The organism is Bradyrhizobium sp. AZCC 2289, assembly GCF_036924615.1.
Lineage (GTDB): Bacteria > Pseudomonadota > Alphaproteobacteria > Rhizobiales > Xanthobacteraceae > Bradyrhizobium.
Window position 1 is genome coordinate 4,391,225 of sequence record NZ_JAZHRY010000001.1, and the last position, 15,772, is coordinate 4,406,996.

The window sequence follows — 15,772 nt, forward strand, 5'->3', positions numbered from 1 at the left end:
CTGCCGTTGCCGGCGAGCGATCGCCGCCATCTCGGATGCGGGTGTAGCTCAGTGGTAGAGCACGACCTTGCCAAGGTCGGGGTCGAGGGTTCGAGCCCCTTCGCCCGCTCCAGATTTTCTTGAGATTTTCTTGGAAATTGGCAGAGTTTGACGAAAGCCCGCTGACAAGCGGGCTTTTCGTTTTGTGGCGCGCTCGGCGCGGCCCGACATTCAAGCAAGCGTAGCGATCTCACTTTCGGGATCCAGATGCTTCGGCCGCCAGCCAAGCTCGCGCTGCGCCTTCGCGCCGTTCAGCCGCTGATCGAGCGCGTAGCCGCGCGCCCATTCGCCGAGTTCGGCGGCGATCGCGTCGGTAGAAATGATCCGGGGGTCTTGGTGGGACGTATCGAATCGTTTGGCGAAGGCGCGTGCGATGTGGCCGACCGGAAGTCCAGCGATCGCCGCACCGATATAGCTCGATCCCGCCGGCGCACGCTCGAGCGCCAGCGCGTAGAGATCGGCAAGATCCTCGCCATGCACCAGCGGCCATCGCACGGCCTCGCTGTCCACCACGCGCACTGCGTCGCGTTCGCGGGCCTCGCGGAAGACGCGATGGAAGACGCCGCCGCGCGGCGTGTAGACCATCGCCGGATGAATCACGATGCCGTCGATGCCGGGTGCGGCGAGAACGCGCTGCAGATGCGGCACCATCCATGCGAATGCGGACAGGGGATTGAAGGGCGTCTGTTCGGTCGCAACCTCGTCGCCGGTCGCGCCGAACAGCCAGCCGCCGCCGGTGTAGATGAAGCGCGGCTTGTTCGCCTGCCTGGCGAGCGCGGGCAACAATGCGTCGAGCAGGCGACGCTCGGTTGCCTCCATGTCGGTGCTGAAATCGCAGGCCGCGTGAATCACCGCATCGATGCCGGCAAGCTCTCCGATCCAAGACTCGGGAGAACTTGGCGCGGGAAAAGCGATATTGCCGGCGATGGCGGTCGCCCCGAATTCGCCAAGTTTTGCCGCCGATGCCTCGGATCGCGCCAGCCCGAAAACTTCATGCCCGCGCGCGACGAGTTCGCGCACCACCGCCGCGCCGATCGAGCCCGTCCCACCGAGAACGAAAACGCGCAACGGTCAGCTCCTGTGGCAGCCCGCCCAATGCGCAAGCAGCGTGCGATCATAACAGGCGTTCGCTTCCAGCGAATATTGCGGTGCAGCGCGGTTCGTCGCAAATCGGCCGTCGCAAAATCGTCTCAAAGCAGACCCGCGCAAAGAAATTTTTCCTCAATTTGTTTTGACCTGACAGGGCCGCGCAGGGCGCGCTTCTCTCGCGCTTGGGATGTGCTACCATTTTACGGTCTGAACCACTTCACCCAGACCACCAATCGTCTTCCAGGGCGTTCAATCAATAACAGCAGCTATCAGGCTGCACAGGGAGAGTGACGCGATGAAATCGGCTTTCAATCGATCTATTCTTGCGCTCGCGGCGATCGCGCTTGTCGCGGGGGCCGGCCAGGCCAACGCACAGCAAAAACCGCTGAAGAAATACGAGTCCGGCACCAAGGAATTCTGGACCCATCCGCCGGACGACTGGTTCCTCGGCGATGAGACCGAGGCCCAGAAGGGCCTTGCGCCGCCGTCCGGACCGCCGACCGGCTCTTCCGACGCCGAACTCGCGACGCTGATGAAGAAGATCAAGCTGCCGCCGGGCTTCAAGATCGAGGTCTATGCCTCCAACGTGCTGGCGGCGCGGCAGATGGCCTGGGGCGACAAGGGCACGCTGTTCGTCGGCTCCTTCGGCCTCGGCAACGTCTATGCGATCAAGGACAATGGCGGCAAGAAAGAGGTCAAGACCATCCTCAAGGGCCTCAACATGCCGACCGGCCTCGCCTTCAAGGACGGCGCGCTCTACGTCATCGCGGTCGACAAGCTGATCAAATACGAGAATGCCGAAGCCAATCTCGACAAGCTCGGCGACGGCAAGGTGGTCTATGACGACATGCCGTCCTACGCCGCGCATGGCTGGAAATATCTCGCCGCGGACAGTGAAGGCCGGTTCTATATCCCGTTCGGACCTCCCTTCAACATCGGCATTCCCCCGACCAGCGTGGCGCAGATCCGCCGCGTCGATCCCAAGACCGGCAACGCCGAAATCTATGCGCTCGGCGTCCGCAACAGCGTTGGCGGTGACGTCGATCCGCGCAGCGGCAAATACTGGTTCACCGAAAACGCCCGCGACTGGATCAGCGACGATCTGCCTAGCGACAAGCTGAACATGATCTCGAAGATCGGCGAGCATTTCGGCTATCCCTATTGCCATCAGGGCAATCTGGAAGACACCAAGTTCGCGATGGGCCACAAGTGCTCGGAGTTCACGCCGCCGGTGCTCAATCTCGGCGCCCATGTCGCTCCGCTCGGCATGAAGTTCTATACCGGCAATCAGTTCCCGCCGGAGTACAAGAACGCGATCCTGATCGCCGAACACGGCTCCTGGAACCGGCATAAGTACCAGGGCGCGCGGATCGTGCGCGTCAACGTCGGCCCGGACGGCAAGAATCCCAAGCAGGAGGTGTTTGCTTCCGGCTGGCTCGAAGGCGACCAGGGCTATCTCGGCCGCCCCGCCGACATCATCCTCGACAAGGATGGCTCGATTCTCGTTGCCGACGACTGGGCCGGTGCGATCTACCGCATCAGCTACAAGAAGTAAGGGCAGAAAAATCAGAGGCTGCGATTGCCCGAAAGGCGCCGCAGCCTCTTTGTTTTGTCAAAAAAACCGATGGAACGCGCGCGTCATGCCGGACTTGATCCGGACAACCATCAAAACGAAGGCGTCATGGAATGCGGATTGTCTTGCTTGGAGCACTATTGGGATTCGCGGTCTGCGGATCGATCGCGCACGCCGCCGATGTCGCCGCCGGCAAGGAAAAGGCCGAGCTGTGCGCCGGCTGTCACGGCGACAACGGCATTTCGCAAACCGAAAACATTCCCTCGCTGGCCGGCCAGCAGGATCAGTTCGTCCAGTGGCAATTGGTGTATTTCCGCGCCGGCAGCCGCAAGAACGAGCAGATGCAGCCCGTCGTCGAGCAAATCAACAACGAGGACATCAGGAATCTCGGGGCCTATTTTTCATCGCTGACGCCGCCGCAAGGCCCGAAGGACGACAATCCGGATCTGTCCGAGAAGGGCAAGCAGGCCGCCGCCGGGCGACGCTGCGCCTCATGCCACACCGATAGCTATGCCGGGACCAAGGCGGTCGCGCGCATCGCCGGCCAGCGCGAGGACTATCTGCTGAAGGCGTTGCACGACTACAAATCAGGCGTGCGATCCGGCGGCGGCCAGGCCGCGATGGCCGATGTCGCCTATCCCCTGAGCGAAGAAGAGATCGAAGCGCTTGCACATTATCTCGCGCATCTTTAGCCGTCGCCCCGGCCTAGTACGCAATTGCGCACGGGGGGCCGGGGCCCATATCCACAGGCTTCAATTGCTTCGGGAGGTATCACCCCGCGCTGCCCTAAACCGAGAGGCCGCGGAGTATGGGTCCCGGCTCCTGATGCGCAATTGCGCATATGGGCCGGGACGACATCGAAAAAGCTACCCCCGCTGCTTCTCATACGCCTTGAGATGGGTGTAGGCGATGCGCAGTTTCGGCACCGGGATTTTGGCGGCGTCGGCGCGGGCCACGAGGTCGCCGATCACGTGATCGGCTTCGACCGGCAGCCCGGCCTTGACGTCACGGAACATCGACGCGGTCATCGGCGAGCCTTCCGCTGTCAGCAGGCCGCGGGTGCGCTGGAAGAACGGCCCGCCCGGCGCAAAACCTTCGGCGGCGGAGATCGCGCTGCACTCGTCGAGCATGCCGAGCAGAAAATCCTTGCCGCCGGTCGCCGCCAAAATATTGCCGACCGAGGTGCGCATCAGGCAGGTTGAAGCCGCGAGCGAGGCGAGGAACACCCATTTCTCCCACATGTCCTGCATGACGTGTTCGCTCGCCGCCGCACCGGCAACGCTGGAAAAAACCTCCGCGATGGCGCGAACCCGCTCCGACATGCCGCCGTCGCGTTCGCCGAAATTGAGCGACTGCAGCGGCGCCAGTTGAACCACCTCGCGCGCCTCGTTGAGCGTGGCCGCGATCGCGCAGAGACCGCCGAGCACGCGCTCGTTGCCGAATTTCTGGTCGAGCACGTTGAGGTGCAGCATGCCGTTGAGCAGCGGAATGATCGCGGTTTGCTGTCCGACGGCGGCCGCAAAGGATTTGATCGCATCGTCGAGATCGAACGCCTTGCAGCTCAGCAGCACGACATCGAATTTCTCGGCGAGCTTGTCGGCCTGCACCGTCGGCGGGTTCTTCAGCGTCACGTCGCCATTAGGGCTCTTGATCACGAGGCCTGCACCGGCGAGTTCGGCGGCGCGCTTCGGGCGGACCAGAAACGTCACGTCGCGCCCGGCCTCAAGCAGCCTGCCGCCAAAATATCCGCCGATAGCGCCGGCACCGACCACGAGAACGCGCATTGATCAACTCTCCTGTTTATTCGGTCCCGTTTGGTCCGGACCTTTACACTGTCGTCATGCCCGGGCTTGACCCGGGCATCCACGCCTTTCCTTACAACGTGTAGACACAGATCAAGACGTGGATGGCCGGGTTGTCTATCATAAAGACGCGCTTCGCGCTTTTGCCCGGCCATGACGAAAAACGGAGAAGTGTTACCTTCACCACTTCTCGCCGAATGGCCGGATTTCGAGCTCAAAGGTCCAGGCGCTGCGCGGCTGCTGGTACAATTGCCAGTAGGAGGCGGCGACGGAAGCCGGCGGCATCAGCAGATCCGGGTTGTCGAGCGCTTCCTTGCCCCACAGCTGTTCGCGGCGTTCGCGCACCCAGGCGGTATCGACGCCGGAATCGATGATCAGATGCGCGACATGGATGTTCTTCGGCCCGAGCTCGCGCGCCATCGATTGCGCCACGGCGCGAAGCCCGAATTTCGCGCTGGCAAACGCCGCATAGCCGCTGCCGCCGCGCAACGAAGCGGTGGCGCCGGTGAAGAAGATACTGCCCTGGCCGCGCGGCAGCATCAGCCGCGCCGCTTCGCGGCCCGCCAGGAAACCGGCCCAGCAGGCCATTTCCCACACCTTTCGGAACACCCGGTCGGTGGTTTCCAGGATCGGGAAATTGACGTTGGCGCCGACATTGAAGATGCAGACTTCCAGCGGCGCGTGCGCATCGGCGTCGTTGAGGAAGGCAGCGACCTCGTCTTCCTTCCGGGCATCGAGCGTGCGCGCCACGATCGATCCGCCGGCGGCCTCGATCTCCTTGACCAGCGGCGCGAGCTTGGCGCCGTCGCGTCGGCCGGCGAACACCGTAAATCCTTCGGCGGCGAATTTCTTGGCGATCTCGCCGCCGATGTAATCGCCGGCGCCGATCACGGCGCAGGTTGCGTTTCGCTTTTGCATTTGGTGTGCTCCACAAGCCCGATCCCGTCGTCATTCCGGGGCGATGCGAAGCATCGAACCCGGAATCTCGAGATTCCGGGTCTGGTCCTTCGGACCATCCCGGAATGACAGAGCGGTGACTACTTCCCCGAAACCAATTCCTCGACTTCGCGCAATTGTTCCTTGCCGAAGAACATTTCCTTGCCGACAAAGAACGTCGGCGAACCGAAGGCGCCGCGTTCGACCGCGCCTTGCGTGTTCTCTATCAGCTTTGCCTTGACGTCGGCATCCTGCGAGCGGGCCAGCAGCCTTGCGGCATCGAGCCCGGACGACGCCAGCGCCTTGGCCGCCACTTCCGGATCGTCCATCTTCTTCGGCTCGACCCACATATGATGGAACGCCGCGTCGACATATTCAGCCAATACGCCCTCGAATTGCGCCGCGACCGCGGCGCGCATCAGGTTCAGCGTGTTGATCGGGAAGAACGGATTCCAGACGTAGGGTTTGACGTTGAAGCGCTTGACGAAGCGCTCGGTCTCCAGCATTTGAAATTCGGGTTTGTTCTTGACGCCGGCCAGTGTCTCGGCCGGCGATTTGTTGTTGGTGGCCTTGAAAATGCCGCCGAGCAGGATCGGGACATATTCGAATTTCGCGCCGGTGCGCTTTTCGATCGCGGGGATCGCCTCATGGCTGAGGAAGGCGTTGGGGCTGCCGAAATCGAACAGGAATTGCGGATGGGTGCTCACGGCGGTCTCCCTGATGTCTTTGCCATATTTGTGGCGCAACGGGCGTGGCGCGTCCACAGTATCATGATGCGCATAATACTGTGGACGCAGGGAGTCGAGAACCGAATCAGCCCCTGCAGACAAAACCCGGCGGCAGCGTCAGCATCATGATTCGCGCGGAGGCGCTGCCAGAATCGAGAATGATTGTTCCTGTCGATCGGCGTAACACATCGATGCCGCGCACCGATGCGGTGCGCGGGGGCGAGAGGTTTTTTGGCGAAGGGGTTAGAGGCCGGTCGCGGCTATGGCGGTTCGGCGCGATCGCTGAAGGCGAGCTTGACGATGTGATCGCGGATGTCGCCCGGCCAGCCGGCAATCAGCCCGGTAAACCGACGCCGATCATCCGCAAACAACGCCCGCGAGGCTTCCTCAAAGCCAGCGAGATTGCCGGCCATGTCAGACATGAAATGATAGGCCGCATCCCGTGCGGCGCGGGCGCGATCGAGGTCTCCGCTGGCGCGCCTTGCTTCGTCGACGAGTTTTCGCAATGCCACCGATGCCCCGCCGGGCTGTGCGCCCAGCCATTCCCAATGCCGCGGCAACAGCGTCACTTCGCGGGCGACGACGCCGAGTTTGGGCCGCCCGCGCCCGCGCGGCTCCGGTACCGCCGCCTGATCGTCGGCGGCTTGCGGATTCGAATCGGATTGCGGCAGGCGCGCGACGATATCGCGTTCGGTGCCGCGGAGGTCCAGATCGATCGGCCGGCCGGTCGCATCGTCAAAGATCACGATCGGCGCTGAAGCCGCCTTTCTGGACGCCTTCATGACCGCAAGTGCTACTTCGGCGAGTGGACCTGTGACCAGGCGTTGCTGGCCCGTGAAGGCGGTGAACTGGGGGCGGGTTGTCTGCATCATCGGGTGAACCTGAATTTCCTCAAGCCTAAATTTACCCGGATAAATTGATATGTCAATATCACCCGGGTAAATATATTGGTCCTGCCCGGGCGTCTCGACTTTCCCGCCCCCGGCTGGCACCAAGCCCCGGCGCGACGCGCTAGATTCTTGTTTGACGTGTTTTCTTCACGCGAACCGGTATCCACCCCCGGATCAAGTCCGAGGGCATGCATCGCTCGAAACGCTCTAATCGCCCGGGGGGACATCCATGCTGACCGTTCATCATCTCAACAATTCGCGCTCGCAGCGCGTGCTGTGGCTGCTCGAAGAACTCGGCATCCCCTACGACATCGTGCGCTACCAGCGTCAGCCCGACATGCGCGCGCCGAAAGAGTTGCGCGACATTCATCCGCTCGGCAAATCACCTGTCATCACCGACAATGGCAACACCATCGCGGAGTCCGGCGCGATCGCCGAATACATCATCGGCACCTATGGCAATGGCCGCCTGATCCCGCCGCCGAACACGCCGGAGCGGCTGCGCTACACCTATTGGCTGCATTATGCGGAAGGCTCAGCGATGCCGCCGCTGCTGTTGAAACTGCTGTTCACGCTGATGCCGAAGCGCGCGCCGGCGCTGCTGCGGCCGCTGGTGCGAAAAGTCTCCAACCAGGCGCTGACCACGCTGGTCAATCCGCAGCTGAAGCAGCACATGGCGTTCTGGGAAAGCGAACTCGGCAAGAGCGAATGGTTCGCCGGCGCCGAATTCTCCGGCGCCGACATCCAGATGAGTTTTCCGCTGGAGGCCGCCGCCGCGCGTGGCGGGCTGGAGGTCGGTCATCCCAAGGCGATGGCGTTCGTTGACCGCATCCAGGCCCGCCCGGCCTATATACGCGCGCTGGAAAAGGGCGGGCCGTACACGATCGGGCGGTGAACCATCATCCTTCGCCTGTCACGGGACGGAAGGCGATGCCGGCCGCCAGCGGCACCGCCAGCACCCAGCCCGATCGCGGTCCACTTTCGCCAGCCCACGCGCCTCTCCCGCCGCCGATAACGGCGAAGCGGTTCTAGAGCGGTTTTCGGTTGATGTGAATCGGAACAGTAAGGGGGTTCCCAGAGGCGCGCAAATCAGATTCGAGTTGCTTTGACAGCAACGGCGAGGTCGCGCGATGGCGAAGGGATACTCGAAAGACGTCGAAGACGGCGAGAGCAGACGGGAAGCGGCGCGGGTGCTCGGTCTCGGCGCCTCGACCGCAATCCGCTGGATCGAGCGCTGGGCGACAACGGGCAGTGTAGCGGCATTGCCCGGCACGGGCCACAGCCGCTCGCCGCTCGAGGCGCATCGCCAATGGCTGCTTGATCTGGTCGCAGCGGAGCCGGACTTGACGCTCGAAGAGATTCGCGCGCGGCTCAAGTCCTCTAGCCCGCCTTCTGCGCTCCGCCAACCGAAGGCAGCGCCTGCACAGTGACGCCGGGCGGCGGCACATCGTCGTCGGGCACGAAGAAATCCGACATCAGCGGTACCGAGCGGTCGACCCGGTAAGGCTCGAAGTCGCGCACGCCACTGGCGTAGAGCAGCTTGTCGTCGATGCAGAAATGTCCGGTGAATTCGCGCGACGGCTTTGTGAAGATCGCGTAGGCCGCGTCGCCCATGATCTCGGGCGTGCGGCTGGCGCGCATCATGGCGTCGCCGCCCAGGAGATTGCCGACCGCGGCGGTAGCGATCGTGGTGCGCGGCCACAGCGCGTTGACGGCGATGCCGGCGGATCTCAGTTCGCCCGATAAGCCCAGCACGCACATGCTCATGCCGAACTTCGCCATGGTGTAGGCGGTGGAGTGCTCGAACCATTTCGCCTTCATGTCGAGCGGCGGCGACAGCATCAGGATGTGCGGGTTTTCGGCTTTCTTCAAATGCGGGATGCAATATTTCGACACCATGAAGGTGCCGCGGGTGTTGATTCCCATCATCAGGTCGAACCGCTTCATGTCGGTCGCTTGCGAGTTGGTCAGGCTGATGGCGCTGGCATTGTTGACGCAGATATCGATGCCGCCGAATTCGGCGACGGTCTGGTCGATCGCCGCCATGACCTGCGCTTCGTCCCGAATATCGCACAGCACCGGCAGCGCCTTGCCGCCGGCGGCGCGGACCTCGTCGGCGGCGGTGTAGATGGTGCCCTTGAGTTTCGGGTGCGGCTCCGCGGTCTTGGCGGCGATCGCGACATTGGCGCCGTCGCGTGCGGCGCGAAGTGCGATCGCAAGCCCAATGCCGCGGCTGCCGCCGGATACGAACAGCGTCTTGCCTTTGAGGGATGTCATGGGGAGCCTCCAGTCAGTAACGCAGGGACCGTCGGCTCCCTCTCCCAAAAGGGGAGAGGGAGCGATGGAGATCGCCTCACGCGTCCGCGTGCAGTACCCGCCCACGGGTTTCCGGCAACGCGAAGGCGGCGAGGAAGAACACGCTGTAGGCTGCGACGGCGAAAATCGCGATCGCATTGGCCAGCGTCGTCGAGGTCGAGAGCCAGCCGACCAGGAACGGAAACAGCGCGCCGATGCCGCGGCCGAAATTGTAGCAAAAGCCCTGGCCCGAGCCGCGCAGCCGCGTCGGGTAAAGTTCGGTGAGGAACGCGCCGACGCCGGAGAAATAGCCGGACGCGAAGAAGCCGAGCGGGAAGCCAAGCACCCACAGCAACTCGTTACTCAGCGGCAGTTGGGTATAGAGCAGCACCACGGCGATGGCGCCGAGCGAGAACGTCAGGAACAGATTGCGCCGGCCGATGCGGTCGGCAAGCCAGGCGCCGACGAGATAGCCGATGAACGAACCGATGATCAGCGCCGAGAGATAGCCGGTGGAGCTCACGATCGAGAGTTTGCGCTCGGTGGTGAGAAACCGCGGCACCCAGAAGGTGACGGCGTAATAGCCGCCCTGGCAGCCGGTCGCCATCAGCGACGCCAGAATCGTGGTCTTCAGGATCGGGCCGTTGAAAATCTCCCAGATCGCGGGACGGTCGCCTTCTGCGGCCTGCTTGACGCGGGTCGCAGCGGCGATTTCGGGCTCGGTGACGTAACGCCGGAGATAAAACACCAGCAGCGCCGGCAGCGCGCCGATCACGAACATCCAGCGCCACGCGCTCTCGGCCGGCAGATAAGAGAACAGGACCGCCTGCGCCAGCACCGCAAGGCCCCAGCCGACCGCCCAGCCGGACTGCACCGAGCCCACCGCGCGTCCGCGGTATTGCGGACGGATCGCTTCGCCCATCAGCACCGCACCCGCAGCCCACTCGCCGCCGAAGCCCAAGCCCAGCAGCGCGCGGGCGATCAGCAGTTGATCGAAATTCTGCACCACGGCGCAGACCAGCGAGAAGAACGAGAACCACAGGATGGTGAGCTGCAGTGTCTTCACCCGGCCGATGCGGTCGGCGAGATAGCCGCCGAGCCAGCCGCCGACGGCGGAAGCCAACAGCGTCACCGTGCCGGCGAGGCCCGCGGTGCCGGGATCGACCTTCCACAGCGCGATGATGGTGCCGATCACCAGCGGATAGATCATGAAATCCATGCCGTCGAGCGCCCAGCCCGAGGCGCAGGCCCAGAACGTCCGTCGTTCGGCCAAGTTCATGTCGCGGTAGAAGGCGAGAAGGCTGGTGTCTTCGATCGGGGCGACTTCGATCGCGCCCGACGGTTCGGCTGTGGTCATGATGTTTCCCCCGGAGAACTTTTAGCCGGCTTTGCTCTCACCCCCGCCGCCGGTTTGAGCGGGGCAGCGCAAATCTACGCCGTTCCCTCCGACGGGTCTATTGTCCCGCGGCCTCCGACCCGCGGGTCCGGGGATCGGACGCGCCGAGCAATCCGTACGGCGTCACCGCGATCGAATTGGCCGAGGTCTGGCCCAGCGGTTCGATCACCTGATGGCCTTTTGCCTTCAACTCATCCAGCACGTCCGCGGGGAACCCATGCTCGACCCGGACGACATCCGGCATCCATTGATGGTGCACGCGAGGCGCCGCTACCGCCGCGGCGACATCCATCTTGTAATCCAGCACATCGACGACGATTTGCAGCACCGCCGAAATGATGCGGCTGCCGCCCGGTGTGCCCGTCACCAGCACCGGCTTGCCGTCTTTCAGCACGATGGTCGGTGACATCGAGGACAGCGGCCGCTTCCCGGGTCCGGGCAGATTGGCCTCGAACCCGACCAGACCAAAAGCGTTGGAGGCGCCGGGCGCCGCCGTGAAATCGTCGAGCTCATTGTTGAGCAGCACGCCGGTGCCGTCGGCGACGAGGCCGACGCCATAGGGGAAGTTCAGCGTATAGGTGTTGCTGACCGCGTTGCCGCGGGAGTCGACGACCGAATAATGCGTGGTGTTGCTGCCCTCGTGCGGCGGCGCGGCGGCAATCTTGTCGGTCCATGGCGTCGCGCGTGCGGGATCGATGCTGGCGCGCTGTTTGGCCGCATAATCCTTGGCAAGCAGGATGTCGGTCGGCGCGTTGACGAAGGCAGGATCGCCGAGATAGCGCGCGCGGTCGGCATAGGCGCGTTTCATCGCCTCGATCATCAGATGCAAGGAGGACGCGGAACCCTGCTTGATGTCGCCAAGCGGAAAGCCTTCGAGGATATTGAGCGATTCCAGCAGCACGGTGCCGCCCGACGACGGCAGCGGCATCGAGACGATGCCATAGCCGCGATAGGTGCCGCGCACCGGCGCGCGGATCACGGCCTGATAGGATTTGAGATCGTCAAGCGTCATGATGCCGCCGGCGTCCCTGACCGACTTCACGAGTTTCTCGGCGACCGGCCCTTCGTAAAATCCGCGCGGGCCCTGCTCGGCAATCGCGGCAAGCGTCGCCGCCAGATCGCTCTGGATCAGCCTGTCGCCATCGTGCAGCGGAGTACCGTCGACATGGGAAAAGGTTTTGGCCGAATTCGGCCAGCGCGCCATGCGGCGATACAGGTCCGGCAAGGTGTCGGCGGTGTCATCGGCGACCACAAAGCCGTCGCGCGCGAGATCGATCGCGGGCTTGACGATCTGGGCCAGCGTGAAATGGCCGGAGCCGTATTTGTCCAGTGCCAGCGCCAGTCCGGCAACCGTGCCGGGCACGCCGATGCCGAGCGCAGAGTTGCGCGACTTGTCGGCGTCGGGTTTGCCGTCGGCGCCCAAGAAAATATCCGAGGTGGTCGCCGCCGGGGCGGTCTCGCGATAATCGATCGCGACATCCTCGTTGCGCTCGGCCGAATGGATCACCATGAAGCCGCCGCCGCCGATATTTCCGGCGCGCGGATAACTCACCGCCATCGCAAAGCCGGTGGCGACCGCGGCGTCGACGGCATTGCCGCCTTGCCGCAGAATGTCGGCGCCGATCTGCGCACCGAGTTTCTCTTGCGCCACCACCATGCCGAACTCGGCGGGAACGGCATGAATGGATTCCAGCGGCGCGGGCGCGTAGAAATCGCGGCGGCGTTCCTGCGCGACCGCAATCGGCCAGTTCGCGAACAGCAATGCGGTGACCAGGATTATTTTACGCCATCGGGCTGCAAGAAAGTTCATCAAAAATCCGCCGCAGTTGAAGCCGGAGTGGCGCTACGCAACAACGCAAATGTCGTCGACGGATGCTATATGGGTTCCGCAGCGACAGGCAAAATGCCTTCTCGTGACCTCAAAAGGATATTTCTGGTATGGCGGTGATGGCTTCGGAGGCAATTCATACGGATATTCCGCAAAAATATCCGCGCCGCGCCGCCGTCATCAGCTGGATCTTCTTCGATTGGGCCGCGCAGCCCTATTTCACGCTGATCACGACCTTTATATTCGCGCCCTATTTCACCAGCTTCGTGGCGCCGGACCCCGCGAGCGGACAGGCGTTGTGGGGATTTGCTACCGCGGCGGCGGGTCTCGCGATCGCGCTGCTGTCGCCGGTGCTGGGTGCGATTGCCGATGCCAGCGGTCGCCGCAAACCGTGGATCGCGGGATTCGGCGCGCTGCTGGTGATCGGCTCCTGCCTGATGTGGATCGGCAAGCCCGGCGATCCCGGCATCATTCCAGCGCTGCTGCTGGCCTATTCGATCGCAAGCGTCGGCGCCGAATTCGCCACCGTGTTCAACAATGCGATGATGCCGACGCTGGTGCCGCCGAACCAGATCGGCCGGCTGTCCGGCACCGGCTGGGCCACCGGCTATGTCGGCGGCATCATCAGCCTGATCCTGGTGCTCGGTTTCCTCGCCGCCAGCCCGGAAACCGCGCGAACATTGTTTGGATTTGTGCCGCTGTTCGGCCTCGACCCCGTCACGCATCAGGGCGATCGCATCACGGGTCCCTTGACCGGGGTCTGGTTCATCATCTTCGTGCTGCCGATGTTTTTGCTGACGCCGGACTATCCGGCAAAACGTCCGGCGCGCGAGGCGCTGCGCGAAGGTTTGATCGAGCTGAAGCAAACGCTCGGCGAACTGCCGCAGCGAAAATCGATGGCGATCTTCCTGCTCGCCAACATGATCTATACTGACGGGCTGGTGTCGCTGTTCGCCTTCGGCGGCATCTACGCCGCGGGCACCTTCGGCTGGCACACGATCCAGATCGGCACGTTCGGAATTATTCTCGCGATCGCCGGCACCTTGGGTGCGTGGCTTGGCGGCAAGCTCGACGACAAGCTCGGGCCGAAGCGGGTGATCGCAGGCAGCATGCTGATCCTGTTGCTGTCGATCGCTGCAATTCTATTGGTCGACAAGGATTCGATCCTGTTCGTGAAGGTCGCCGCGCCGCAGCCGGGGAGCGCGCTGTTTTCCGGTGCCGCCGAGCGCGCCTATCTCGTGCTCGGATGCCTGATCGGCGCTGCGGGCGGTCCGCTGCAGGCCGCATCGCGAACGCTGCTCATTCGTCTCGCGCCGAAAGATCGCATCGCGCAATATTTCGGCCTGTTCGCGCTGACCGGAAAGGTCACCTCGTTCATCGGCCCGCTCCTGATCGGCGCGATCACGGCCGTCACCGCGAGCCAGAAGGCAGGCATGGCGGTGCTGGTGGTGTTTTTCGTCTCGGGGCTGGCGCTGCTGGCGAGGGTGAGGGAGGCCTGAGTTTGCGGCTCTACCTCAACACGTCGTCCCGGCTCAAGGCCGGGACGACGGTGTTCAATGCCTGAAATGCCGGACGCCGGTAAAAACCATGGCGATGCCGTGGTCGTCGGCGGCCTTGATCACTTCATCGTCGCGTACCGAGCCGCCGGGCTGGATCACCGCGGTGGCGCCGGCTTCGATGCAGGCCAGCATGCCGTCGGCGAAGGGGAAGAATGCGTCGGAGGCGACGACGGAGCCCTTGGTCAGGGGTTCGGCGAGTTTTAGCTCGGCCGCAGCATCCAGCGCCTTGCGCGCGGCGATGCGCGCCGAATCGACCCGGCTCATCTGGCCGGCGCCGATGCCGACGGTGGCGAGATCTTTGGCATAAATAATCGTGTTCGACTTGACGTGCTTGGCGACGCGGAAGGCGAATTTGAGGTCGCGCAGTTCGGCGTCCGACGGCGCGCGCTTGGTCGCGACTTTCAGCGTCATGTCGTCGACCACGGCGTTGTCGCGGCTTTGCACCAGCATGCCGCCGGCGACGGTCTTTGCGGTCAGGCCCACCGTGCGCGGGTCGGGCAATCCGCCGGCCAGCAGCAGCCGCAGATTACGCCGGCCGGCGACGATGGCGATGGCTTCTTCCGTTGCATCGGGTGCGATGATCACCTCGGTGAAGATTTCGGTGATGGCGCGCGCGGCATCGGCATCGAGTGTGCGGTTCAGCGCCACGATGCCGCCATAGGCCGAGGTCGAATCGCAGGCCAGCGCCTTGCGATAGGCCGAGAGCAGGTCGCTGCCCTCGGCGACACCGCAGGGGTTGGCGTGCTTGACGATGACGCAGGCGGCGGTGCGTTTGGCGTCGAACTCGGCGATGCATTCATAGGCCGCATCGGTGTCGTTGATGTTGTTGTAGGAGAGCTCTCGGCCTTGTAACTGCCGCGCGGTGGCGACGCCCGGCCGTTTGTCCGGCGTCGCATAGAATGCCGCGGTCTGGTGCGGGTTCTCGCCGTAGCGCAGCGACTGGATCAGCCGGCCGCCGAAGGCGCGGAAATCCGGCGCATCGTTCTTGAGCTCGCGCGCAAACCAGTTCGAGATCGCGGCGTCATAGGCGGCGGTGCGGGCATAGGCCTTGGCGGCCAGGCGGCGGCGCAGCCCCAGCGAGGTGGCGCCCTTGTTGGCGGTGAGTTCGTCGAGCACCGCCTGATAATCGCTGGCCTCGACCACGACCGCGACGTCGTCGTGATTCTTGGCGGCGGCCCGGATCATCGCCGGCCCGCCGATATCGATATTCTCGATGCAGTCCTCGTAACCGGCGCCCTGGTCGACGGTCGCCTCGAATGGGTAGAGGTTGACCACCAGCAAATCGATCGGCGCAATCCCGTGCGCCTTCATCGCATCCGCATGGTCCTTGTTGTCGCGGATCGCGAGCAGGCCGCCATGCACCTTGGGATGCAGGGTCTTGACCCGGCCATCCATCATTTCGGGAAAACCGGTCAGCTCGGAGACATCCCTGACCTTCAGCCCGGCCGCGGCGATCGCCTTCGACGTGCCGCCGGTCGAGACCAGCTCGACCCCATGGCCCGCCAGCGCCTTTGCAAATTCAATCAGCCCGGTCTTGTCGGAAACGGACAATAGAGCCCGGGTCACGCGGCGCGGATGGTCTGTCATGAAAGGATGTTCCTGGCTGGTAAGCCAGCCGGGTAGCATGGTTTTGGCGG

14 protein-coding genes and 1 tRNA gene are annotated in these 15,772 nt (G+C 63.7%); 6 read left to right on the forward strand and 9 right to left on the reverse strand.

The genetic code is table 11. From position 1 onward, the window contains the following. The first annotated feature begins 37 nt into the window (after window positions 1-37). Window positions 38-112 (forward strand) — tRNA-Gly (locus V1289_RS20935). Window positions 113-210: 98 nt separating this feature from the next. On the opposite strand, the gene V1289_RS20940 is transcribed toward V1289_RS20935, so the two are convergent. Then, the gene (locus V1289_RS20940) at window positions 211-1,107 is read right to left on the reverse strand and encodes an NAD-dependent epimerase/dehydratase family protein (protein WP_334398636.1); all 897 of its coding nucleotides are present in this window, start codon (window positions 1,105-1,107) and stop codon (window positions 211-213) included. A 316-nt stretch (window positions 1,108-1,423) separates the two neighbouring features. Here V1289_RS20940 and V1289_RS20945 point away from each other — a divergent pair, with 316 nt between their 5' ends. Further along, window positions 1,424-2,683, forward strand: coding sequence for a PQQ-dependent sugar dehydrogenase (locus V1289_RS20945; protein ID WP_334398637.1), 1,260 nt, complete (start codon window positions 1,424-1,426; stop codon window positions 2,681-2,683). Window positions 2,684-2,814: 131 nt separating this feature from the next. Further along, a complete protein-coding gene (locus V1289_RS20950) occupies window positions 2,815-3,393 on the forward strand; it encodes a c-type cytochrome (RefSeq protein WP_334398638.1) in 579 nt (192 codons plus the stop codon). A 174-nt stretch (window positions 3,394-3,567) separates the two neighbouring features. On the opposite strand, the gene panE is transcribed toward V1289_RS20950, so the two are convergent. The 4 genes from panE to V1289_RS20970 form a co-directional block, all read right to left on the reverse strand. Continuing rightward, window positions 3,568-4,485, reverse strand: a complete 918-nt coding sequence (gene panE, locus V1289_RS20955; RefSeq protein ID WP_334398640.1) for a 2-dehydropantoate 2-reductase — start codon at window positions 4,483-4,485, stop codon at window positions 3,568-3,570. A gap of 198 nt (window positions 4,486-4,683) precedes the next feature. After that, entirely contained in the window at window positions 4,684-5,421 is a 738-nt protein-coding gene (locus V1289_RS20960) for an SDR family oxidoreductase (RefSeq protein ID WP_334398641.1), read from the reverse strand. Between the two features lie 119 nt (window positions 5,422-5,540). After that, window positions 5,541-6,146: a 2-hydroxychromene-2-carboxylate isomerase gene (locus V1289_RS20965; RefSeq protein ID WP_334398642.1), complete on the reverse strand. Its 606-nt coding sequence runs from the start codon at window positions 6,144-6,146 to the stop codon at window positions 5,541-5,543. 281 nt (window positions 6,147-6,427) lie between these two features. Next, window positions 6,428-7,039: a DUF2239 family protein gene (locus tag V1289_RS20970; protein ID WP_334398643.1), complete on the reverse strand. Its 612-nt coding sequence runs from the start codon at window positions 7,037-7,039 to the stop codon at window positions 6,428-6,430. A gap of 247 nt (window positions 7,040-7,286) precedes the next feature. Here V1289_RS20970 and V1289_RS20975 point away from each other — a divergent pair, with 247 nt between their 5' ends. Then, the gene (locus V1289_RS20975) at window positions 7,287-7,952 is read left to right on the forward strand and encodes a glutathione S-transferase family protein (protein ID WP_334398645.1); all 666 of its coding nucleotides are present in this window, start codon (window positions 7,287-7,289) and stop codon (window positions 7,950-7,952) included. A gap of 235 nt (window positions 7,953-8,187) precedes the next feature. Further along, a complete protein-coding gene (locus tag V1289_RS20980; protein WP_334398646.1) occupies window positions 8,188-8,487 on the forward strand; it encodes a helix-turn-helix domain-containing protein in 300 nt (99 codons plus the stop codon). On the opposite strand, the gene V1289_RS20985 is transcribed toward V1289_RS20980, so the two are convergent. The 3 genes from V1289_RS20985 to ggt form a co-directional block, all read right to left on the reverse strand. Beyond that, window positions 8,438-9,334 (reverse strand): SDR family oxidoreductase, encoded by an 897-nt coding sequence (locus V1289_RS20985; RefSeq protein WP_334398647.1) that lies wholly within the window; start codon window positions 9,332-9,334, stop codon window positions 8,438-8,440. The two genes, V1289_RS20980 and V1289_RS20985, sit on opposite strands and share 50 nt — an antisense overlap. Before the next feature lie 76 nt (window positions 9,335-9,410). Then, window positions 9,411-10,709, reverse strand: a complete 1,299-nt coding sequence (locus tag V1289_RS20990; RefSeq protein WP_334398648.1) for an MFS transporter — start codon at window positions 10,707-10,709, stop codon at window positions 9,411-9,413. 97 nt (window positions 10,710-10,806) lie between these two features. Then, entirely contained in the window at window positions 10,807-12,558 is a 1,752-nt protein-coding gene (gene ggt, locus V1289_RS20995) for a gamma-glutamyltransferase (RefSeq protein ID WP_334398649.1), read from the reverse strand. Between the two features lie 128 nt (window positions 12,559-12,686). Here ggt and V1289_RS21000 point away from each other — a divergent pair, with 128 nt between their 5' ends. Next, window positions 12,687-14,075: an MFS transporter gene (locus V1289_RS21000; protein WP_334398650.1), complete on the forward strand. Its 1,389-nt coding sequence runs from the start codon at window positions 12,687-12,689 to the stop codon at window positions 14,073-14,075. A gap of 54 nt (window positions 14,076-14,129) precedes the next feature. On the opposite strand, the gene purH is transcribed toward V1289_RS21000, so the two are convergent. Then, on the reverse strand, window positions 14,130-15,722 hold the full coding sequence (gene purH, locus V1289_RS21005; protein ID WP_334398651.1) for a bifunctional phosphoribosylaminoimidazolecarboxamide formyltransferase/IMP cyclohydrolase: 1,593 nt from the start codon (window positions 15,720-15,722) through the stop codon (window positions 14,130-14,132). Window positions 15,723-15,772 lie beyond the last annotated feature (50 nt).

Excerpts from the sequence above, each read along its gene's own strand:
- V1289_RS20945 (WP_334398637.1), top strand. The coding sequence starts at position 1,424 with ATGAAATCGGCTTTCAATCGATCTATTCTTGCGCTCGCGGCGATCGCG.
- V1289_RS20950 (WP_334398638.1), top strand. The coding sequence starts at position 2,815 with ATGCGGATTGTCTTGCTTGGAGCACTATTGGGATTCGCGGTCTGCGGA.
- panE (WP_334398640.1), bottom strand. The coding sequence starts at position 4,485 with ATGCGCGTTCTCGTGGTCGGTGCCGGCGCTATCGGCGGATATTTTGGC.
- V1289_RS20960 (WP_334398641.1), bottom strand. The coding sequence starts at position 5,421 with ATGCAAAAGCGAAACGCAACCTGCGCCGTGATCGGCGCCGGCGATTAC.
- V1289_RS20970 (WP_334398643.1), bottom strand. The coding sequence starts at position 7,039 with ATGATGCAGACAACCCGCCCCCAGTTCACCGCCTTCACGGGCCAGCAA.
- V1289_RS20975 (WP_334398645.1), top strand. The coding sequence starts at position 7,287 with ATGCTGACCGTTCATCATCTCAACAATTCGCGCTCGCAGCGCGTGCTG.
- V1289_RS20980 (WP_334398646.1), top strand. The coding sequence starts at position 8,188 with ATGGCGAAGGGATACTCGAAAGACGTCGAAGACGGCGAGAGCAGACGG.
- V1289_RS20985 (WP_334398647.1), bottom strand. The coding sequence starts at position 9,334 with ATGACATCCCTCAAAGGCAAGACGCTGTTCGTATCCGGCGGCAGCCGC.
- V1289_RS20990 (WP_334398648.1), bottom strand. The coding sequence starts at position 10,709 with ATGACCACAGCCGAACCGTCGGGCGCGATCGAAGTCGCCCCGATCGAA.
- ggt (WP_334398649.1), bottom strand. The coding sequence starts at position 12,558 with ATGAACTTTCTTGCAGCCCGATGGCGTAAAATAATCCTGGTCACCGCA.
- V1289_RS21000 (WP_334398650.1), top strand. The coding sequence starts at position 12,687 with ATGGCGGTGATGGCTTCGGAGGCAATTCATACGGATATTCCGCAAAAA.
- purH (WP_334398651.1), bottom strand. The coding sequence starts at position 15,722 with ATGACAGACCATCCGCGCCGCGTGACCCGGGCTCTATTGTCCGTTTCC.